The sequence below is a fragment of the Vibrio nomapromontoriensis genome (assembly GCF_050337205.1).
In the GTDB taxonomy this organism is placed as follows: Bacteria; Pseudomonadota; Gammaproteobacteria; order Enterobacterales; family Vibrionaceae; genus Vibrio; species Vibrio nomapromontoriensis.
In genome coordinates, this window is the sequence record NZ_JAKJSS010000017.1 from 118,109 (window position 1) to 138,372 (window position 20,264).

The 20,264-nt window shown below is 43.9% G+C and carries 20 protein-coding genes, 1 tRNA gene and 1 rRNA gene; 18 read left to right on the forward strand and 4 right to left on the reverse strand.

The window, feature by feature from the left end; genetic code table 11:
• Positions 1–97 precede the first annotated feature (97 nt).
• From L4D05_RS20445 to rplI, 4 genes are all read left to right on the forward strand, one after another.
• Entirely contained in the window at positions 98–1,039 is a 942-nt protein-coding gene (locus L4D05_RS20445; RefSeq protein WP_428795137.1) for an isoaspartyl peptidase/L-asparaginase family protein, read from the forward strand.
• 188 nt (positions 1,040–1,227) lie between these two features.
• Entirely contained in the window at positions 1,228–1,617 is a 390-nt protein-coding gene (gene rpsF, locus L4D05_RS20450) for a 30S ribosomal protein S6 (RefSeq protein ID WP_250617921.1), read from the forward strand.
• Positions 1,618–1,796: 179 nt separating this feature from the next.
• Positions 1,797–2,024, forward strand: coding sequence for a 30S ribosomal protein S18 (gene rpsR, locus L4D05_RS20455; protein ID WP_000090472.1), 228 nt, complete (start codon positions 1,797–1,799; stop codon positions 2,022–2,024).
• A 33-nt stretch (positions 2,025–2,057) separates the two neighbouring features.
• Entirely contained in the window at positions 2,058–2,510 is a 453-nt protein-coding gene (gene rplI / locus L4D05_RS20460) for a 50S ribosomal protein L9 (RefSeq protein ID WP_265676863.1), read from the forward strand.
• 140 nt (positions 2,511–2,650) lie between these two features.
• Here rplI and L4D05_RS20465 read toward each other — a convergent pair whose 3' ends face one another.
• Positions 2,651–3,418: a DUF481 domain-containing protein gene (locus tag L4D05_RS20465; protein ID WP_428795138.1), complete on the reverse strand. Its 768-nt coding sequence runs from the start codon at positions 3,416–3,418 to the stop codon at positions 2,651–2,653.
• A 174-nt stretch (positions 3,419–3,592) separates the two neighbouring features.
• Between L4D05_RS20465 and L4D05_RS20470 the strand changes: the two genes are divergently transcribed.
• Positions 3,593–4,987, forward strand: coding sequence for a replicative DNA helicase (locus L4D05_RS20470; RefSeq protein WP_250617938.1), 1,395 nt, complete (start codon positions 3,593–3,595; stop codon positions 4,985–4,987).
• Positions 4,988–5,005: 18 nt separating this feature from the next.
• The gene (gene alr, locus L4D05_RS20475) at positions 5,006–6,097 is read left to right on the forward strand and encodes an alanine racemase (protein ID WP_428754069.1); all 1,092 of its coding nucleotides are present in this window, start codon (positions 5,006–5,008) and stop codon (positions 6,095–6,097) included.
• A gap of 91 nt (positions 6,098–6,188) precedes the next feature.
• Here alr and L4D05_RS20480 read toward each other — a convergent pair whose 3' ends face one another.
• Positions 6,189–6,620: a secondary thiamine-phosphate synthase enzyme YjbQ gene (locus L4D05_RS20480; protein ID WP_265676860.1), complete on the reverse strand. Its 432-nt coding sequence runs from the start codon at positions 6,618–6,620 to the stop codon at positions 6,189–6,191.
• Between the two features lie 305 nt (positions 6,621–6,925).
• On the opposite strand from L4D05_RS20480, the gene pgi reads away from it, so the two are divergent.
• Positions 6,926–8,578 (forward strand): glucose-6-phosphate isomerase, encoded by a 1,653-nt coding sequence (gene pgi, locus L4D05_RS20485; RefSeq protein ID WP_428795139.1) that lies wholly within the window; start codon positions 6,926–6,928, stop codon positions 8,576–8,578.
• A 73-nt stretch (positions 8,579–8,651) separates the two neighbouring features.
• Here pgi and L4D05_RS20490 read toward each other — a convergent pair whose 3' ends face one another.
• Positions 8,652–9,125 carry an RDD family protein gene (locus L4D05_RS20490; protein WP_428754053.1) on the reverse strand — a complete coding sequence of 158 codons (474 nt, stop codon included), beginning with the start codon at positions 9,123–9,125 and terminating at the stop codon, positions 8,652–8,654.
• 193 nt (positions 9,126–9,318) lie between these two features.
• Here L4D05_RS20490 and L4D05_RS20495 point away from each other — a divergent pair.
• The 4 genes from L4D05_RS20495 (at position 9,319) to L4D05_RS20510 (ending at position 12,835) form a co-directional block, all read left to right on the forward strand.
• Positions 9,319–9,403: transfer RNA gene (locus L4D05_RS20495), tRNA-Leu, on the forward strand.
• Positions 9,404–9,667: 264 nt separating this feature from the next.
• Complete coding sequence (locus L4D05_RS20500) at positions 9,668–10,627, forward strand: hypothetical protein (protein WP_428795140.1); 960 nt, start codon at positions 9,668–9,670, stop codon at positions 10,625–10,627.
• 42 nt (positions 10,628–10,669) lie between these two features.
• Positions 10,670–11,449 carry a hypothetical protein gene (locus L4D05_RS20505; protein WP_428795141.1) on the forward strand — a complete coding sequence of 260 codons (780 nt, stop codon included), beginning with the start codon at positions 10,670–10,672 and terminating at the stop codon, positions 11,447–11,449.
• 126 nt (positions 11,450–11,575) lie between these two features.
• On the forward strand, positions 11,576–12,835 hold the full coding sequence (locus tag L4D05_RS20510; protein WP_428795142.1) for an HD-GYP domain-containing protein: 1,260 nt from the start codon (positions 11,576–11,578) through the stop codon (positions 12,833–12,835).
• 11 nt (positions 12,836–12,846) lie between these two features.
• Here the strand turns inward: L4D05_RS20510 and L4D05_RS20515 are convergent, their stop codons facing one another.
• Positions 12,847–14,133, reverse strand: coding sequence for a polysaccharide deacetylase family protein (locus L4D05_RS20515; protein ID WP_428795143.1), 1,287 nt, complete (start codon positions 14,131–14,133; stop codon positions 12,847–12,849).
• A 192-nt stretch (positions 14,134–14,325) separates the two neighbouring features.
• Between L4D05_RS20515 and L4D05_RS20520 the strand changes: the two genes are divergently transcribed.
• The 7 genes from L4D05_RS20520 to L4D05_RS20550 form a co-directional block, all read left to right on the forward strand.
• The gene (locus L4D05_RS20520; protein WP_428754060.1) at positions 14,326–14,631 is read left to right on the forward strand and encodes a PTS sugar transporter subunit IIB; all 306 of its coding nucleotides are present in this window, start codon (positions 14,326–14,328) and stop codon (positions 14,629–14,631) included.
• A 37-nt stretch (positions 14,632–14,668) separates the two neighbouring features.
• Positions 14,669–15,994 (forward strand): PTS sugar transporter subunit IIC, encoded by a 1,326-nt coding sequence (locus tag L4D05_RS20525; RefSeq protein ID WP_428754062.1) that lies wholly within the window; start codon positions 14,669–14,671, stop codon positions 15,992–15,994.
• A 22-nt stretch (positions 15,995–16,016) separates the two neighbouring features.
• Positions 16,017–16,328, forward strand: a complete 312-nt coding sequence (locus L4D05_RS20530) for a PTS lactose/cellobiose transporter subunit IIA (protein WP_428754063.1) — start codon at positions 16,017–16,019, stop codon at positions 16,326–16,328.
• Positions 16,329–16,332: 4 nt separating this feature from the next.
• Entirely contained in the window at positions 16,333–17,649 is a 1,317-nt protein-coding gene (locus L4D05_RS20535) for a 6-phospho-beta-glucosidase (RefSeq protein ID WP_428795150.1), read from the forward strand.
• 22 nt (positions 17,650–17,671) lie between these two features.
• Positions 17,672–18,391, forward strand: coding sequence for a chitin disaccharide deacetylase (gene chbG / locus L4D05_RS20540; RefSeq protein WP_428795144.1), 720 nt, complete (start codon positions 17,672–17,674; stop codon positions 18,389–18,391).
• Between the two features lie 137 nt (positions 18,392–18,528).
• On the forward strand, positions 18,529–19,542 hold the full coding sequence (locus L4D05_RS20545; protein ID WP_428795145.1) for a LacI family DNA-binding transcriptional regulator: 1,014 nt from the start codon (positions 18,529–18,531) through the stop codon (positions 19,540–19,542).
• A gap of 570 nt (positions 19,543–20,112) precedes the next feature.
• Positions 20,113–20,264: ribosomal RNA gene (locus L4D05_RS20550) — 16S ribosomal RNA — on the forward strand; the annotation flags it as partial.

Below are 20,264 nucleotides of genomic sequence, written 5' to 3' on the forward strand. Positions count from 1 at the left end.
AGCTGTTATTGAAAATATGATTTTAAAGGCCTCCTTCACGGGAGGTCTTTGTGTTTTTATCGCTTAATTTAGCTGAGAGCAGACAAGGGACGAGAAAATGACAAAGCCTTTTTCTATTGCGATTCATGGTGGTGCGGGCACGATTCTTAAAGAACAGATGTCTGCGAAACTTAAACGAGAAATTATTGAAGTATTGTCAGCATCCGTTAAAGCGGGGGAACGAGTTCTATCCTCTGGTGGGGATGCGCTTGATGCCGTGGTGGAAGCAGTAAAAGTGATGGAGGACTCACCTCATTTTAATGCAGGGAAAGGCTCGGTACTGACTCACAATGAAATGGTGGAGATGGACGCTTCTGTCATGCATGGTGCGGAAATGGATGCGGGCGCCGTCGCAGGTGTGCGTCATATTCGAAACCCTATTGAGCTAGCTCGCGATGTCATGCGCGATAGTGACCATGTTTTACTTATCGGTGAAGGCGCTGAAAAGTTTGCGTTTGAGCATCAGCATCCCTATACCGAGCAAGATTATTTCTTTACTGAGCGTCGCTATGAACAATTGCTTTCCATGAAAGAAAAAGGTGTGTTTGCGCTGTCTGAGTCGAAGTATCCAGATGACAAAAAATACGGCACAGTAGGGGCGGTGGCGCTTGATAGCCATGGCAACCTTGCTGCGGCAACCAGTACTGGTGGGGTCACGAATAAGAAATATGGCCGTGTCGGGGATACCGCGATTATTGGCGCGGGTACTTTTGCTGAAAACAATAACGTAGCAGTATCGACGACGGGAATGGGCGAATACTTTATTCGTAAGACGGTAGCCGGTGATGTCGCAGCGCGTATGCGGTATTTAAACGAAGATGTCCATACTGCCTGTGAAGCGATTATTCAAGGCGAACTCAAGACGATGGGCGGAGAGGGTGGCTTAATTGCGATGGATGCACAGGGCGAGATTCATTTTGCGATGAACAGTTCTGGAATGTATCGAGCATCCATTGATACTAAAGGTGAGTTGACGGTCAAAATCTATGCTGATGAATAAAAAGGATTTTTAGGTTCTAGCTTCTGGACCCTAGGAACCTTTGTTGTTAAGCATCGAAATTACTTGCTTATTTTCCGTTCTTTCTATAACATTCGCGGTCCTTAATTCTCGGTCTTATTTATTCGTTCCTTGCTTCCTCTGGACGACCGAGCCACTCGTGGAAGCTAATAATCCGTAAGGAGCAACCTATGCGTCATTACGAAATCGTATTCATGGTGCACCCTGATCAAAGCGAGCAAGTTGCTGGCATGATCGAGCGTTACACTGGTTCTATCACTGAAGCTGGCGGTACTGTACACCGTCTAGAAGACTGGGGTCGTCGTCAACTGGCTTACCCAATCAACAAGCTTCACAAGGCGCACTACGTTCTTATGAACGTTGAAGCACCTCAAGAAACTATTGATGAACTAGAAACTGCTTTCCGTTTCAACGATGCAGTTCTACGTAACATGGTTATGCGTACTAAAGCGGCTATCACTGAGCCTTCTATCATGCTTAAGCAGAAAGAAGAACGTGCAGAGCGTGCTCCTCGTCGTGAAGAGCGCAGCGAAGCTAAGCCAGAAGCAGCTGCTGAGTAATTCTTTGCTTGACCGTTGTCTCTGCCTTTAAGGTTTAGATAGGTCATCAAGAATACTCAACATTTGGTACAAGGTAGTGACATAGCAATGATAAGAACATGTTCTTATCACCATCTGAAAAGCTGGATCGTTATGTAACTTACCGACAACAGACTTAATTTAAGATCAGGAGATAGCCCATGGCTCGTTTCTTCCGTCGTCGTAAATTCTGCCGTTTCACTGCAGAAGGCGTACAAGAGATTGACTACAAAGACGTAGCAACTCTTAAAAACTACATCACTGAAGCTGGTAAAATCGTACCTAGCCGTATCACTGGTACAAGTGCTAAATATCAGCGTCAACTAGCTCGCGCTATCAAGCGTTCACGCTACCTAGCTCTACTGCCGTACACTGATAAGCATCAGTAATCGGCACCGTTTATTTAGATAGAGGATTAAACAATGCAAGTTATTCTACTTGATAAAATCGGTAACCTAGGTGGTCTTGGCGATACAGTTAACGTTAAATCTGGTTACGCTCGTAACTTCCTTATCCCACAAGGTAAGGCTGTAATGGCAACTAAGAACAACGTTGAGATGTTTGAAGCTCGTCGTGCTGAACTAGAAGCTAAAGTTGCTGAGCAACTAACTGCTGCTGAAGCTCGCGCTGAAAAAGTTAACGCTCTTGAAGCAGTTGTTATCGCTTCTAAAGCTGGTGACGAAGGCAAACTATTCGGTTCTATCGGTACTCGTGACATCGCTGATGCAATTACTGCAGCTGGCGTTGAAGTGGCTAAAAGCGAAGTTCGTCTTCCTGAAGGCGCTCTACGTAACACTGGTGAATTCGAAATTAGCGTTCAACTTCACTCAGAAGTTTTCGCTACAGTAACACTACAAGTTGTTGCTGCTGAGTAATCTCAGTTAAGACACCGATAAAAACACCAGCCTCGGCTGGTGTTTTTTTATGTCTGAAATAAATGAAGACAGTTAGAAAGGTTGGAGTTAGAAATTAAGCGACGACTAAAAGTTAGGTAATACCAAAAGCCGAGACGACACTAAAAATTAAAGAGTAGGTTTACGGTAAAGATAGAATCTCTTTTGCTTAGGTCGCCTGGTACTTGGTCATGATATTTACTGCTATACGCAACCTTGAGCGCAATGGTTTCAGTGATATCGTTGGTGACGTTTAATTCAGTATCAAAACGGGTATTACTTTTACCCGCAATCACAGTGAGCTTACTGCCTATTGTTAGGTTAGTTAGCGGCTTCCAGAGAACATTAACGTTACCTCGAATGATCGCTTCGCGCACCACGTTTGGGAAGACAATGTCTTTATCGCCAATCTCGTCAATATTTGGTTCTTGGTAACGAAAACCCGGACCGATTTCCGTCTCTAATAGTAGGGTTTCTGTATTCGTGATCTGATAACCCAGACCGCCAGATACCGTGTGGTCTTCATAATAAGAGCTATATAGAGACGTGAAGCCGTTATAGTTTCCGTATAAATAGGTTCGTTGGCTTAACTTATAATCCGATTGCAGCATGTAGTTTTGCTGATTTTTGTCTTCCACATCGTCTTTATACAGTTGGTAGTATTTCCACTCACCACTGGTACGGTGACGACCTTCTGTATATTCTGCCGCGACTCGAGCATTCAAAGAGCGTGAGTCGGTATTCCCCGTATGCGCTTGAAAACCAAATTCTACTTCGGACTTTAATGGTGAAGGTGGTGTGTCTTCGCTATCGCTTGATGGCGTAAATTCTTCAGCATAGGCTACTGGCGATGCAAGTAAGACCAAGCTAAATAGCAAATTCTTTGACACTGAAACCTCACGATGATGAAAAGGGCTAGGATTATAATTGTCGTATATTCGGTCATCGTCAACGACAGGTCAATTGTTGATTGACGAATCTCTCTGTTCATAGCACTTTCTTTGCTTTAGCCATCTTTCATTTCGCGTATAATGAAGGGTCTTAGTGTGTTATTGAGTAAAGTCATGGCGGATATCCGAAATCAGAATGGTAAAGATGCTCAGGTGGAAGCAATCAAGCTCCCTCCTCATTCATTGGAAGCAGAGCAGTCAGTGCTGGGTGGTTTGTTATTAGATAATGAACGCTGGGACACTGTCGCTGAGCGCGTGGTGAGCAAGGATTTCTATAGCCGTCCTCATCGGCTGATTTTTGACGGTATTAGAACGCTTTTAGAAGAGAGCCAGCCCCTAGACTTAATTACGCTGTCTGAATTTTTAGAGCTGCGTGAACAACTTGAAGACGTGGGTGGTTTTGCTTATTTAGCCGATTTGGCTAAAAACACACCAAGTGCGGCAAACATCAATGCCTATGCTGATATTGTCGCAGAGCGTGCTTTAGTACGTAATTTGATTGGCGTGGCGAATGAGATTGCGGACGCAGGTTATGATCCACAAGGACGCAGTTCTGAAGATTTGCTCGATCTTGCTGAGAGTAAAGTCTTTGCGATAGCAGAAGATCGTACCAACGAGAATGAAGGCCCGCAAAACGTCGACAACATTCTCGAAAAAACACTAGAACGTATCGAAATACTGTACAAAACGCCGCAAGATGGTGTGACCGGTGTGAATACCGGTTATGACGATCTTAATAAGAAAACGGCTGGCCTACAGGGTTCGGATCTCATTATCGTTGCCGCGCGTCCATCGATGGGTAAAACAACCTTTGCGATGAACTTATGCGAAAATGCGGCGATGTCTCAAGAAAAGCCTGTGCTTATCTTCTCTCTAGAGATGCCAGCAGAACAAATTATGATGCGTATGCTTGCGTCATTGTCTCGTGTTGACCAAACCAAAATCCGTACCGGTCAGCTAGACGATGAAGATTGGGCAAAAATCTCTACTTCCATGGGTATGCTCATGGAAAAGAAAAACATGTTTATTGATGACAGCTCAGGTTTGACACCAACCGAAGTACGATCGCGAGCGAGGCGTATTGCGCGCGAAAACGGTGGGTTAAGTCTTATCATGATCGATTACCTGCAATTGATGCGTGTTCCTTCGCTTTCAGATAACCGTACACTCGAAATTGCCGAAATTTCTCGCTCCCTTAAGGCGTTAGCCAAAGAGCTTAATGTTCCTGTTGTTGCGCTTTCTCAGTTGAACCGTTCCTTGGAGCAGCGTGCGGACAAACGTCCTGTAAACTCGGATTTGCGTGAGTCAGGCTCGATAGAGCAAGATGCGGACTTGATCATGTTTATCTATCGAGATGAAGTGTATCACCCTGATAGTGCGCTGAAAGGTATTGCCGAAATCATCTTGGGTAAGCAGCGTAATGGTCCTATCGGCTCCATTCGACTCACGTTCCAAGGGCAGTATTCTCGGTTTGATAACTACGCAGGCCCTGCGTTTGATGAAGAGTAGGGTTGAACGATGAGTTATATGAAAGCCGCGACTGCGCATATTGATTTATCTGCACTCGCACACAATCTGAATTGCATTAAACAGCAAGCTCCTAACAGTAAAGTAATGGCCGTGGTTAAGGCCAATGGCTACGGGCATGGTTTGAAGCATATTGCTAAGCATGCCAAAGGCGCCGATGCTTTTGGGGTTGCACGTATTGAAGAGGCACTGCAATTACGTGCCAGCGGCGTGGTTAAACCTATCTTATTACTAGAGGGTTTTTACTCGCCGAGCGACTTACCAGTTCTAGTAACCAATAATATCCAAACGGTTGTGCATTGTATTGAGCAATTGGAAGCGCTTGAACAAGCAGAATTGGAAACCCCCGTGATGGTGTGGCTGAAAGTCGATAGTGGTATGCACCGACTTGGGGTGCGTGAAGAGCAGTACCCGGAATTTGTTGAGCGCCTGCACGCTTGCGGTAATGTAGCCAAGCCACTTCGTTATATGAGCCACTTTGGGTGCGCCGATGAGCTGGATAAAACGGTGACCACGGATCAAATCAATACTTTCTTGTCTTTGACCGAAGGGTGTAATGGTGAGCGTTCCTTGGCTGCTTCGGCGGGATTACTGGCGTGGCCAACAAGTCAGCTTGATTGGGTTAGGCCTGGCATCATTATGTATGGTGTCTCACCATTCGGTGAGAGAACCGCTGAAGATATGGGTTTTAAGCCTGTCATGACGTTAAAGTCCCACCTTATTGCGGTGCGTGAAGTGAAGCAAGGCGAGAGCGTAGGTTATGGTGCAAACTGGACTAGCGAACGAGACACCAAAGTCGGGGTGATCGCCATTGGTTACGGCGATGGTTATCCTCGTATGGCGCCAAATGGTACCCCTGTGTTAGTGAATGGCCGTAAGGTGCCAATTGCAGGGCGTGTCTCTATGGATATGTTGACGGTAGACCTGGGGCCAGAAGCGTCGGATCGCGTTGGTGATGAAGCGACATTATGGGGTGACGCATTACCATCCGAGGAGGTAGCGGAGCATATTGGCACAATAGCGTATGAATTGGTGACCAAGCTAACGTCTCGCGTTGAGATGAGTTACCGTTCCGATAAATCACACCTTTAATCGACGTCCCTCACCAACTCTAGGTGAGGGAGCATCATTTTTTGGGTATTAGCCTTATCGGTCACCCATATTCTCCCCAGTTGTAGACATATCATTCTAAGTACGTTTGCCCTTGTAACGTGGCAATAATACGTCGTTCACCACCATGATCCCTATGCTCCCCCAGGTAAATACCCTGCCATGTTCCTAGAGCTAAATAACCCTGACTGATAGGGAGCGAAATACTGGCTCCAAGCAGTGCACTTTTTATATGCGCAGGCATATCATCACTCCCTTCATAAGTGTGCTCGTAGTAAGGGGCGTCTTCTGGCACATAGCGATTGAAGTGGCGTTCCATGTCTTTTCTTACGGTGGGGTCGGCATTTTCATTTAAGCTTAAACTTGCCGAGGTATGCTGGATGAATAGATGTAGTAAACCTACAGAGTAGCCTTGAAGTTGGGGTAGCTGTTGTTTAATTTCATCAGTAATGAGGTGGAAGCCTCGAGGTTTTGCTCGGATAAGTAGGCTCTGCTGTTGCCACATAGACTGTCCTGTGTATTATTGAGGATTGATAGGTCGAGTGCATAAAATGTATTGCTTATATTGTGAACCGTTACGTGACTTAACTCAAGGAGCGTGCTGACGCTCTGGTTCATAATACGACCTGAAAGTTTATTACTAAATTTAAGCCATCGATTTGTAAATGGCAGAGAAATTTTGCTGTGAGTAGCGTGATGTATGCGCTACCTAGCTATATTAGATTTATACGTTTTATTTTCGCTAACCGGGGGTTCCTTTTCCTTGGGGGGATAGGGAACAAAAACCGACAAAAAATTGGGATAGAGACCATGTTGAAAAACATTAATCCAACGCAAACTGACGCTTGGAAAGCACTGACAGCACACTTTGAATCTGCGCAAGATATGGATATGGCAGCGTTATTTGCTCAAGATGCAGAACGCTTCAATAAATTCTCTACAAACTTTGGCTCAGACATTCTTGTTGATTACTCTAAGAACCTTATCAACGAAGAGACCATGAAGCACCTGTTTGCTCTAGCGAACGACACCGAGCTAAAAGCGGCAATCAGTGCGATGTTCTCTGGTGAGGCTATCAACCAGACGGAAGAGCGTTCTGTACTTCATATCGCGCTACGTAACCGTAGCAACTCACCAATTATGGTGAATGGCGAAGACGTCATGCCTGCAGTGAATGCTGTATTAGAAAAAATGAAAAGTTTCTCTGAGCGTATTATTTCAGGTGACTGGAAAGGCTATACCGGCAAAGCGATCACAGACGTGGTGAATATTGGTATTGGTGGTTCAGATTTAGGTCCGTACATGGTGACAGAAGCGCTGTCCCCTTACACTAATCACTTAAACATGCACTTCGTTTCTAACGTTGATGGCACGCACATTGCTGAAACCTTGAAGAAAGTGAATCCTGAAACCACGCTTTTCTTGGTAGCGTCTAAAACATTTACTACTCAAGAGACCATGACGAATGCACATTCTGCCCGTGATTGGTTCTTGGCAGCCGCTTCAGATGAAGCGCACGTAGCAAAGCATTTCGCAGCCCTTTCTACTAACGAAAAATCAGTATCAGAATTTGGTATCGATACCGACAACATGTTTGAGTTCTGGGATTGGGTAGGCGGTCGCTATTCACTATGGTCGGCAATCGGTCTTTCTATCATCCTAGCGGTTGGTTATGACAACTTTGTTGAGCTTCTTGCCGGTGCGCATGAAATGGATAATCATTTTGCTAATACTGAGTTAGAAAATAACATTCCAGTCGTGCTTGCTCTGATCGGTATTTGGTACAACAACTTCCATGGCGCAGAATCTGAAGCGATTCTTCCATACGATCAATACATGCACCGTTTTGCTGCTTACTTCCAGCAAGGTAATATGGAATCAAACGGTAAGTTTACTGACCGCAATGGTGACGCAGTCGATTATCAAACGGGTCCTATCATCTGGGGTGAGCCGGGCACTAATGGCCAGCACGCGTTCTATCAGCTAATTCACCAAGGTACTAAGCTGATTCCTTGTGACTTCATAGCACCAGCGATTTCTCATAACCAAGTGAGCGATCATCACCAGAAACTAATGTCTAACTTCTTCGCTCAGACGGAAGCGTTGGCGTTTGGTAAGTCTAAAGAAACAGTAGAAGCAGAGTTCAGCGCGGCAGGCAAAACAGCGGAAGAAGTGAAAAACTTAGTTCCATTTAAAGTGTTTGAAGGTAACCGCCCAACGAACTCAATCTTAGTGAAGCAAATCACACCTCGCACATTAGGTAACCTAATCGCGATGTATGAGCACAAAATCTTCACACAAGGTGTCATTTGGAACATTTTCAGTTTTGATCAGTGGGGCGTGGAGCTGGGTAAGCAACTTGCTAACCAAATTCTTCCTGAACTAGCGGATGACAATAATGTGAATTCACATGACAGCTCGACAAATGGCTTAATCAACGCATTTAAGGCGTTTAAAGCTTAGTGATTGTGAGTCATTAGAACGGGAAAAGGTGCCATTATGGCACCTTTTTTTATTGTAACGCCTCATTCAAAGGCTATTGTGCTTTAGGCAGCACGACAACTTGTGTTTTTGCCCATATATCTTGAAAGCCGCGCTTTTTAGTATCGATGGGGACGGCGAGATTAGCGAGTCCAAATGCAGAAGTGGCAAGGCGGATTAATGCTTGAGTGACGGTAATGCGCCCACCTTGTAAATTCTGAACTTGCAGTTTCCACGCACGCATTCCTAATGTTTGTCCTGCTTTCGTCCAGAAATAAACAAAGAAATAGACCCAAACCATCGCAAGATATGCTGTGTAAATAGGGCTCCAAATGGGGTGACGACTGAGTAAATCGCTTGCATCGGTATAAGAGCCATAAGAGATCATCCCGGCAGCAACGAGCGCCTCAAGAATGGCGACGACGAGACCGCCTGCCATCATTACTAATGCCAAAACGACTAAGCTATCGTAAAACAAGGCACCAAGTCGGCGAAAAAGGCCTGCTGGAGGCAAAGGTTGTGTTTTCATTTTATCTACTTTTTAATCTGTTAATCTGACCACAGAATAACGATTCTAAAGGGCTTGTGAAAGCCTCCGTTGCGGAAATGCATCACGTTGTGACCAAAAAAACAGCAAACAAATGAATAAACAGTGTTTTGTTCTTGCACGTCATCCAAGCTTACGTATAATGCCAAACATCAAAGGGCAATAGCCTAAAGATGCCGGTGTGGTGAAATTGGTATACACGACGGATTCAAAATCCGTTGCCTTCGGGCGTGGCGGTTCAAGTCCGCCCACCGGTACCATATTTAAACAAAAAAGCCTCGACGAAAGTCGAGGCTTTTTTGTATCTTATCAAAAGCTTATCTGCATTATTATACGCCACTGTCGATAATGATGACTTCCGACGAAGAGTCGATACCTCTGCCTTAGTTATTGCCACAAAGTTCTTGTTTTCAATAAACAGTCTAATTGACGTTAATTGTCTGAAGCAGGCGGAGAGGCTTTAGCTGTACTCGTCTTTCAAGGCGAAAGGCGCTAAAATCAAAGTACTAGATAGGAGAGTGATTGTGAGCGCGAAGTTTACCCATATTGCATGGCAACAAACGAATGTGGAAGCGAGTGAAAAACTGGTATTGCTGAAGCTAGCGGATCTCGCTGGTCACGATGGGAGTGTGTCAATTGCTCTTACCGATATCGCAAATGAATGTTTGTTGGGTGAGTTTAGATTGGCTGATGTGTTCACATCCTTAGTCAATAAAGGTGTCATGACTAAGTCTCATGTGGAAACAAGAGGTAGAAAGCAAATACATCATCTCAAACTGTTGGCGCCAGAGGGGGAGTCGGTCTCGATTCCTGTTGTGTCGATGCCTGTTGAGCAAGCTAGCGCTCCAATTAAGGTTAGCGCGCAGAATGAATCCAGCGCCCCAGGTTGGTCACACCAACAACTCAACCTATATAAAGTGCCAGCAAATCGTCGAGATGAGGTTTGGCAAAGCTTTATGCAAGAAAGCAATCCATCGCCTACGATGAACATTAACCGACTCGCGGGTCAGTTGGATAACTGGCTTGAGTATGCGAAGCAATCGGGAAATCTTCGTTCAATTATTGGTGTACCTGCCAAGCCACAAGCGACAAACACGTTTCCTTCTGCATCGACAAGACGTAAACAAGGTCAATCACAGGGTGAAAGCCAGCAGTACATTTCAACTCATGAACTGAATGAATTTGTGGTTCCTGAGTGGGCTCAGCAGCCACTGGCATTTTCTCGCTTAGAAATCGATCCGAATCTCTTTTGGGAGAAGTTTGTGGTGTACTATAAAGCTCGTGCGAATGAGTATACTTCGGTTACGCAGATGCTGAATAAGCTACGTCTGTGGATTGTGAACGAGAAACAGGCGGAAGATCGCCGAAAACAGGCTGAAGAAAGAAGACGTCAATCGTATCAAAACAATAAGTCGGTTGATGTTAGTCCTTCTGAAGAGTTTAGAGAGTTTTTGAGAGGGCAGGGTAAGAAACCTGACTTTTAGAGCGAATAGCTGCTCCTTTTTACCATAACGTAGGTGTTTAATATGGGTAACGGTAATAAACCAAAAAATGTGGACTTTGGCTCCATGGAGAAAAAGCTCCGTGAGATGGGCGTTAGTGGCAGCTTGGAACACCTAAAGGCTTCAGATCCCAAGCCTACCACATCTGCAGTGGCGAAAACTTCTACTTCTACGCCATCTTCGTCTGTGGTATCCCAGCAGAGAAGCCGTTTGCCGACAAAGTCATTGGTTGATGAAGCGCAGCATGAAAGAGTACCAAGTGATTGGTGTAACTATATTTTTGGTACTTTACTTAGCATCTATGAGTCGACGTGGCTGAAATCTTATGGCCGTCGACCAACGGGGCGTTTTTTAGATTTTGCTGATAGCGTGACTGAAGCTGAATTGATGCGAATTATGCAGCATTGTCGGGAACGTCTTCAGGCCGGAGAGAAATGGCCGCCTATTATGGGCGAATTAACGTTACTTAAAAGTCAATTAACCGAATCAGAGCTTATGGAAGCGATGAACCGTGTGGTTGCGAAGACGCCGCAAAATCAATTAGAAACCTGGATTATTCAAAATAAGGGCTACGAACTGAGACGGGTTCCTCAATCAATGATCATTCGGCGCTTCAAAGAGTTTTATCGTGAAGCAATGAGCCTCCAAGAAAAAGGCAAACTGGTGACAGAAGTACCGAAGGGGCTTGCTCAACACTCGGTGAAGAATCTTATTGATATTAAGCGAGAAGAATTTGAGCAGTCACATGGTAAGAGTCTCGATCCTAGAATTGCCGCATTATTAAAAAGTAAACCAGTAGAATAAGTACTATTAATTGGCCTAGTTTGACGAAATGCACATAATAGGTTGTATTTTTAAACTTATAGATGAAGATTGACGAGGAGTTCATTAGACTCCTCGCGTGTTTTACTCATTGTTGCATGTGATTTTGTGGCTAGTATAAAAATGTCGGTGAGCCGACTTCAACCAGGCTTACATATTAGGCTCCCCGTAAGGTGGAATGACCATCCTTTCCTCTTCAATACCTTCAAAATAAAATCAGACGAACAAGTACGAGTTATCAAGCAACTCGGAATCAAGTATGTGTATGTTACGCCTGAGTTGAGTGACACAATACCGCTTCCTGCAGAAGAGTCGATAAGTGAATCTTCACATCTATCAACGAATGAGAAGTCTGATGAAGCGGAAAGGTTGTGGGCGGAAAAGCAAGAGCGAATTGAAACGTTAAGCAAATATCGCCGCAGGGTTTCTCAGTGTGAGAAGGAGTTTGATAGATCGCTTGCGCGCATTCGCAGTATTATGGCGAAGTTACGCAGCCGTCCTGAGCTAGCGATTCAAGAATCAGAGTTACTGGTAGAAGATATTGTCGATTCTCTGTTGTCGGAAGATGAAGTCACGCTGCATTTGATGGGCAGTAAAAGTGAATTCGAAGATCTCTACTTTCACTGTCTCAATGTATCTGTGCTTTCGATGATGATAGCCAAAGCGAAAGGATTTAGTGGAAAGAAAATTAAAGATGTCGGTATGGGGGCACTTTTTCACGATATCGGCAAAGTGAAAATCCCATCGGTTATCTTACGAAAAACAACCCCGCTTTCCGAGCCTGAGCATAATTACCTGAAGCTGCATACTAAGTATGGTGCCGACATTGCAAGAGCAATTGGTACACTACCTGATGATGTCATTACGGTTATTGAGCAGCATCATGAATTACTTGACGGTTCTGGTTACCCGTTAGGGTTGAGGGGGGACGAAATTGATTCAGTTACTCAAATTATTTCAGTGGCTAATGCTTTTGATGGTTTGTGTCATCATCAGAACCCGAGCGAGAAAAAAATACCGTATGCCGCGCTTTCCTATCTCTATAAGCATAGTAAGCATCTTTACAACGCTGAGAACCTGAATATGCTAATCAAGTATATGGGGGTTTATCCGCCAGGCACGATCGTTAAGCTTTCGAATGATATGGTTGGCTTAGTTATCTCTATCAATAGTGGTAGTTTGTTGTGCCCAAATGTCTTGCTGTACGATCCTAGCGTCCCCAAGCTACAAGCACCTATCATTACGTTAGCACCAAAAGAACTCACCATTGAATCAGTGATTCATCCAGAGAAATTACCAGAAGAGATCCGAGAGTATCTGAATCCTCGAGCTCGAATCTCTTATTATTTTGAGGGTAATGCTACTTAATTAACGATAAATTATTGAGTAGCTGCTAGTAAAAATAAAGATGGTTCTGAATTTGGGGTCCAACTTGCTTGTGATACGTGAGCGGTAATGACAGTGTATTGCAAGCCGTTATATACCACAGAGTCCCCTTGTTCGTAGCTAACGTTTAATTTCCAGTTTGTTGCAGGATCTGCGTTATACCATAGTGTTGATTGTAAGGACGGTGCCCACTCGCTTTGAGAGTAATGAGCCTTTTGTGCAATGTAAATGGTACCTTCGTGGTTCACATGTTCTCCCACTGAGTACTGCACTTCTGGTTTCCAGCTAGGAATATAGTTATCTAAAGTATCGAACACATACCCAGCCTTTATCGCAAGATCTAAGAATTTATCCAGTTTTGGGATATTTTGGGTTTCGCCCATGCCTCTGTGCCCATCTTCAAATAGGAACTCATGGGTGAGAACAATGACCTTGTCTTTATGGAGTGGAGTGTCACATGGAAAATTCTGTGATTTGGAATTAACAGGCTCAATAGTGACAGGTGCACATGTATTGATAGAGGCCTCTACATACTCAAGAAATGGTTCCGGCTCCGTTAAGCTGTTAGCGGGCATTGCGATCCCCCAGTTTTCAGGTGCCCAATCTAGATCCCAGCCGAATAGCTGATAACTGTCATTGGTCAACATATCGGATAGTGTCATAGCATTGCTTGAGCTATTTGATGGATTGTCAGGGTCGCAAACATAGTTAGGATCCCAAGGTAAATAGTCATCTGAAGTTGCACAGAGCCCATCAGCTTTAAAACTTTTAGCTACTCGCCAGCCATTGGTATACGGCAAACGAGCGTACTGATCGGCGACATAATTGTCATAGCTGCTGATGTTAGGAACATGCTGCTCAAGTTTAGCCAGATTTAGCGGGAAGAAGGTGTAATCATAGGCGGGATCACGATAAGAGTTAACGTTGTGCATGCCTGTCGCATTACATGCCGCAGCGGTATTCTCACCGTTCGCACCGTCGCAGTTGTGTACCATATGATCATAGCTATGGTTTGCCACCATATGGCCGGTATTGAGTGCAAGCATCAGAGCCTCTAATGCTCGGTCTTCATTCTCATCCCCGATACCATCGAGGTGCCACGCATTGAAGAAAAACGATCCTTTTACATTGTGCTTATTGAGTGTTTCGATCACTTTAATTGATGCATTTATGGGGCCATCGTCAAAGGTGAGGTAGATAGTGGCTTTAGGATCTTGTGCTATAGCATTGAATGATAGAGGGATAAGTAAGCTACCGATTAAACTAGTGACCTTTCTCATAAATAGTCCTTATTTTATTGATTAATAATAACGAAATGGAAAAAGCTGATATTTAATCTAATGAAATAGTTATGGTAATAAATCAAGTGTTTTTATTTTTGCGATCCACTTCAACCAAAAACGCAACCGGTTGCGCTTTAATGTTAAAGTTGTTTTTGTTAGGGTGGTTATATCACTGGGAATGGAGGTTATATGAAGAGAATACTACTTTGCTGCAGCGCTGGAATGTCGACCAGTATGTTGGTGAAAAAAATGCAAGTGGCAGCGAAAGAAAGGGGTATTGAATGCGAGATTCAAGCAAAGTCCGTGTCGGAGTTTGATGAAGATATTGCTCACTACGATGTATGTTTACTCGGCCCTCAGGTAAGATTTCAACTTGATGAGTTACGAAAGGTAGCGACTGAACATGGTAAAAACATCGAGGCAATTTCACCACAAAATTATGGAATGATGAAGGGAGAAGAGGTTCTTGAACAAGCGCTCGCTCTCATTGATTAATTGATTATTAGTTTAACGTAAAATAAAGGAATATATTATGAAGCTTTATGATGCGATTATTAATATCGTAGAAAAGCATATTGCCCCCCTTGCGACTAAAGTGGGTAATCAGCCCCATGTTAGAGCGATGAGGGATGGCTTTATTGTCGCAATGCCATTTATTATTGTGGGTAGTTTTATTCTCGTTTTTGCTTTTCCTCCTTTTACTGAGGAGACCACTAATTCTTTTGGTCGAGCATGGCTCGATCTAGCGACGACTCATTTTGATACCATTATGATGCCATTTAGTATGTCGATGGGGATCATGACGATATTCGTGTCTCTTGGTGTTGCCTATAGTTTGGCGAAGTCCTATAAGATGGATGGCATAACGAGTGCGACCTTGTCATTGATGTGTTTTCTTTTAGTGGCTTCTCCGGCAAAAGATGGTGGACTCCCTACTGCTCACATGGGGGGCACAGGGATCTTTACCGCTGTTATTTGTGCCTTCTTTGCGGTCGAGTTGTATCGCTTTATGAAAAAGCACAACATCACGATTAGAATGCCAGAGCAGGTGCCACCCGCGATTGCTCGCTCGTTTGAAGTCTTGTTGCCTGTCCTCGCCGTTTTCTTGATTCTCTATCCACTCAGCCTTTTTGTTCAGACTCAATATGACATGCTCATCCCTGATGCTGTGATGGCGATGTTTAAGCCTCTTGTCAGTGCTTCAAACACACTGCCTGCGATTATTGGTGCTCTGTTAGTGTGTCAGCTTCTTTGGTTTGCCGGCATTCACGGTGCTGCGATTGTTGTTGGTCTACTATCGCCAATTTTCTTAACCAATATTAGCGCTAACATTGATGCGTTTGTTGCGGGTGAGCCAGTTCAAAATATCTTTACTCAACCATTCTGGGACTTCTATATCTTTATTGGTGGTTCTGGTGCGACGTTCGCGTTGGTTATTTTGATGATGTTTAGTCGTTCTGCGCACCTTAAAAGCTTAGGTCGTATGAGTGCCGTCCCTGGCTTATTCCAAATAAATGAGCCGGTAATTTTTGGTAGCCCGGTCGTACTGAATCCAATTTTGTTTATCCCATTTGTTTTCGCGCCAGTGATTAATGCCACCATTGCTTATTTTGCTGTACACGCAGGCTTAGTAGGTATGGGGGTCGCGACGACACCATGGACAGCACCCGCCATTATTGGAGCATCTTGGGGGTCTGGTTGGACGTTGTCACCCGTATTACTAGTGGCAATCCTGATGGTCATCGATCTATTTATCTATCTTCCATTCTTCAAGATGTTCGAGAAACAACTGCTAGAGCAAGAGCAGCCTCAAGATGAAAGCAAGGTAGTCACTGCAGATAAACCTGCAACAGCATAAAGATAAGGACGAGGAGATTATTATGGATCAAGAATTGGTTGTTATGGAGATTATCTGTAATGCAGGTGAAGCAAGAAGCCTTTGTTTTGAAGCGTTAAGATCAGCCAGGAATCTGGACCTAGCCTCTGCAGAGGGTTCACTAGAAAAAGCAAAAGAGTGCTTGAACAAAGCTCATTTAATTCAAACACAGTTGATTGAATTAGATCAAGGCGAAGGGAAAATCCCAATGACCTTAGTGATGGTTCACGCTCAAGATCATCTTATGACGACCATTCTTGCTCATGAGTTAGCGACGGAAATCGTTGAATTACGAAAGGGCTTACCACAGGGGTAATATGATGACGTCAGGTTCATTGAAAATTGCAGTGATCGGTGGTGGTAGTAGTTATACCCCCGAACTAATAGAAGGGATTTTATTACGTCTTGATCGCTTACCGGTAACCGAGATTTGCTTAACGGATATTAAAGCGGGTGAGGAAAAGCTTTCTATTATTACAGCCTTGACCCAGCGTATGGTGTCAAAGGCGAAGGCGGACATTGTTGTAACTCAAACATTGGATCGAAGAAAAGCGATTCAAGGTGCGGATTTTGTTATGACTCAGTTTCGAGTTGGTGGCTTGGCTGCAAGGCAAAAAGATGAAGCTATACCACTTCGTTACGATAGGGTCGGGCAAGAAACTACGGGCGCTGGTGGATTTGCCAAGGCGTTGAGAACTATACCTGTAATTCTTGATATCTGCAGAGATATTGAAGAGCTCGCTCCAAATGCATGGATGCTTAATTTTACAAATCCTGCAGGCCTTGTGACAGAAGCGATTCAAAAGCATAGCCAAGTTAAAACCATAGGGCTGTGTAATGTACCTGTTTCCATGCAGATGATGGCGGCGGATATGTTAGATTGCCAACCTAGTCGGTTGAAAATGAAGTTCGCAGGATTGAATCATTTAGTATGGGTGACGAGTGCCTATTTAGATGGTGAGGATGTTACCCAGGCACTACTTAAAAAAGTGGGAGATGGCGCTAACTTCTCAATGAAAAATGTGTTTGAGGAGCCTTGGGACCCCAACTTTTTGGATGCTTTAGGAGTCATCCCCTGTCCTTATCATCGTTATTATTATCAAACGGACGCAATGCTTGCTGAAGAGCAAGAATCTTATCGAAGTCAAGGCAGTAGAGCGACCCAAGTCATGGAGACGGAAGCGGCGTTGTTTCGGTTATATCAACAAGACTCGTTAGATAGTAAACCAAAAGAACTCGAAGAGCGTGGTGGAGCATATTACTCAGATGCTTCACTCGATTTGGTAGATTCTATTTACAATAATCGTAATGCGTTACATGTGGTAAATGTGAAGAACGGTGGTGTCATTGCAAGTTTACCGAATGATGCTGTAATTGAATGCTCTGCGGTCGTAGGAAGCGAGGGAGCAACCCCGCTTGCCACAGACCCTTTACCACACTATGTCGACAGTCTCATTGCACGAGTAAAAAGTTATGAGATGCTGACTGTGGATGCAGCCGTTTCTGGCAACAAAGAGACGGCGTTATTAGCGTTGGCAACTCACCCACTGGTAAATGATATTCAAGTAGCCAAATCTTTACTTGCAGATATCTTAGTGGAAAATGATAACGACCTGCCGCAATTTAGTGCACGCTAGTTCCAACGTAAGGAGGATATAGGTGAAGTTAATTTTCAATGCAGATGACTATGGATTATGCCGAAAGGTCAATGAAGGAATTATTGATAGCCATCTTAATGGTGTTGTGTCGTCAACTACGATGATGGTAGCGATGCCCGGGGAAAGTGATGCGTTGCTGAGATTAAAGCAAGCGCCTGAACTGAGCGTCGGTATTCATCTGAGGTTGACTGCTGGTGCGCCTATGTCTTCGAATTACCCACTAGTCAATGAAAATGGACTCTTTTTAAGTTATCAGCAATTGATGGTAACAATAACTCCTGAACATGAAGCGGATATATACAAAGAGTTGCGACGTCAGATGGAGCACTTTTTGAGTTATGACATTGAGCTTAGCCATATAGATAGTCACCATCACGTCCATTTGCACCCTGTTGTACGCGAGGTCGTCAAACAATTGAGTGAAGAGTTCGGTGTTCCCTATCGTGCTCAGCCTGAATTGAAGCAGTATTTATTTACTGACGGTTTTTACGATGTCACGGCGACACTTGATTGGTTGACTCCGAATGTACGAAAGTGGGCACTATCGTATTCTGTTGTGGAAGTCATGTGCCATCCGGGTATCGCTGACAAAGAATTGGATTCGATGAGCTCTTATAGCACCCGCCGAGAGCATGAGTTGGAGGTTTTAAAATCGGCAGAGTTACGCTCTTTGCTTACTAGCAATGCGATAACGCTGTCTAACTATAGTGCTGTTGTTTGATCGACACGGTTGTCGATAACCGTGAGTACGTTCCCTAACATTCACCTTGTACTCATGGTTACCTCTTTTTGTTACCCAATGAATTAACGTACTATTGGGCCTGCCACTCAGTAATCAATCACAAGGAAATAATGTCAATGGCAAGTATTAAGGAAGTTGCTGCATTGGCGGGGGTCAATCGCTCAACCGTCTCTCGAATCATCAATGGTGAGGGAAGTTTTCGTGCTGACACCAAACGTCGTGTTGAGGAAGCGATGGCAGAGTTGGATTATAGACCGAGTGCAATTGCACGCTCTCTAGCGAAATCAAACTCAAACATGATTGGGCTAATGGTTACCTACTATACTGGTGGTTTCTTTGGTCAGATGATGAATCAAGTTCAGTTAGAACTTGATGAGCAACAAAAGTTTTTAATTACAGCGCAAGGACACCACAGCGCTGAAGGAGAAAAGAAAGCCATCGATAAGTTTCGTGATTTACGTTGCGATGGTTTTATCCTGCATAGCCGTTATCTCAGCGATGAAGAATTGATTAATTTATCTAAGACGACATCATCATTTGTTCTTTTAGATAGGTATATCGCTGGCATTAAAGAACGCTGCGTGACATTTGATCATCAAGCTGCATCTGCGTTAGCAACGAGCTATCTAATAGATAGAGGGCATCGTCATATTGTATGTGTGACAGGGCCGCGCGATAGGGACAGCACGAAAGTGCGCTTAGCGGGTTTTATTCAAGCTATGTCAGACCATAAATTGACGATATGTCAAAGCGATATTATTGAAGGAGACTATGAGCTAGATAGTGGTTACGATGCAATGGCTGCGGTAATGGCACTGCAGAAAAAGCCAAGTGCCATATTTTCAACGGGTGAAGAAATGACTCGTGGGATAATGAAATATTGTTATCAACATGGAATACAATGCCCTGAAGATATCTCGATTATCAGTTATGACAGTGTTGATAGTTGTCGAGCTCTGTATCCAGAAGTCACAACCATTGAGTTTCCAATCAGTCGTATGGCTCACGATGCTGTTCTACTATTGACGGAACAGCTTGGTTCTAACTTCCCACAGAACCTAAATCGTTCAGTAGAGCCACGTATTAAAGAAGGTCAGAGTGTTAAGCAAGTGGGTATTTCGAACGCTTAATCTACGATTTTGGACAGTCTTGTGTGAAATTCAACCAAAAGCGCCTATTTTCAAGTTTTTTAGTTAAAAACACTTGCCAATGTGACTTCTATCTCTATAATGCGTCCTCACTGACACGGCAGAGCCCACAAGGGTTCAAGGCAATGTTCAGTAAGGCTTCTAGCCAAAAGAGATTTCAGGATTTGTTTTTGAAATAAGTAAAAAATAAATCAATAAAGTGTTTGACACGAAAGAATATCTCGCTAGAATGGCCGCCTCTTCAAACGGAAAGCAAATTGCTTAACCAAGTGAAGAGATGTTCTTTAACAATTTAGACCTATATCAATCTGTGTGGACACTTGTTGATGATAATCATTATGTTTACTTCTGCTTTGAGCGGAGATAAACAACTTCTTAGGAAGTAAAGTGGTTTTCAATGAACACGTGACCTAAGGGTAGTAAGTTTACTTACTGTCACACAGTCAAAATTCATTATCGTTCTGTTGGAGCGATAATAGCTTTAAAATTACTTCTTACTTTTTAAGTAAGGGACAGTTTTGAAGTCAGTATTCATTGAGCCGACAAAATCTTAAATTGAAGAGTTTGATCATGGCTCAGATTGAACGCTGGCGGCAGGCCTAACACATGCAAGTCGAGCGGAAACGACAACATTGACCCTTCGGGTGATTTGTTGGGCGTCGAGCGGCGGACGGGTGAGTAATGCCTGGGAAATTGCCCTGATG

What these genes read in the sequence shown, in the direction of transcription:
- L4D05_RS20515 (WP_428795143.1), bottom strand. Translation starts at nt 14,133, where the DNA reads ATGAGAAAGGTCACTAGTTTAATCGGTAGCTTACTTATCCCTCTATCA.
- L4D05_RS20525 (WP_428754062.1), top strand. Translation starts at nt 14,669, where the DNA reads ATGAAGCTTTATGATGCGATTATTAATATCGTAGAAAAGCATATTGCC.
- L4D05_RS20445 (WP_428795137.1), top strand. Translation starts at nt 98, where the DNA reads ATGACAAAGCCTTTTTCTATTGCGATTCATGGTGGTGCGGGCACGATT.
- L4D05_RS20535 (WP_428795150.1), top strand. Translation starts at nt 16,333, where the DNA reads ATGACGTCAGGTTCATTGAAAATTGCAGTGATCGGTGGTGGTAGTAGT.
- L4D05_RS20470 (WP_250617938.1), top strand. Translation starts at nt 3,593, where the DNA reads ATGGCGGATATCCGAAATCAGAATGGTAAAGATGCTCAGGTGGAAGCA.
- rpsR (WP_000090472.1), top strand. Translation starts at nt 1,797, where the DNA reads ATGGCTCGTTTCTTCCGTCGTCGTAAATTCTGCCGTTTCACTGCAGAA.
- L4D05_RS20520 (WP_428754060.1), top strand. Translation starts at nt 14,326, where the DNA reads ATGAAGAGAATACTACTTTGCTGCAGCGCTGGAATGTCGACCAGTATG.
- L4D05_RS20545 (WP_428795145.1), top strand. Translation starts at nt 18,529, where the DNA reads ATGGCAAGTATTAAGGAAGTTGCTGCATTGGCGGGGGTCAATCGCTCA.
- L4D05_RS20480 (WP_265676860.1), bottom strand. Translation starts at nt 6,620, where the DNA reads ATGTGGCAACAGCAGAGCCTACTTATCCGAGCAAAACCTCGAGGCTTC.
- rpsF (WP_250617921.1), top strand. Translation starts at nt 1,228, where the DNA reads ATGCGTCATTACGAAATCGTATTCATGGTGCACCCTGATCAAAGCGAG.
- alr (WP_428754069.1), top strand. Translation starts at nt 5,006, where the DNA reads ATGAAAGCCGCGACTGCGCATATTGATTTATCTGCACTCGCACACAAT.
- L4D05_RS20530 (WP_428754063.1), top strand. Translation starts at nt 16,017, where the DNA reads ATGGATCAAGAATTGGTTGTTATGGAGATTATCTGTAATGCAGGTGAA.
- L4D05_RS20505 (WP_428795141.1), top strand. Translation starts at nt 10,670, where the DNA reads ATGGGTAACGGTAATAAACCAAAAAATGTGGACTTTGGCTCCATGGAG.
- pgi (WP_428795139.1), top strand. Translation starts at nt 6,926, where the DNA reads ATGTTGAAAAACATTAATCCAACGCAAACTGACGCTTGGAAAGCACTG.
- L4D05_RS20490 (WP_428754053.1), bottom strand. Translation starts at nt 9,125, where the DNA reads ATGAAAACACAACCTTTGCCTCCAGCAGGCCTTTTTCGCCGACTTGGT.
- rplI (WP_265676863.1), top strand. Translation starts at nt 2,058, where the DNA reads ATGCAAGTTATTCTACTTGATAAAATCGGTAACCTAGGTGGTCTTGGC.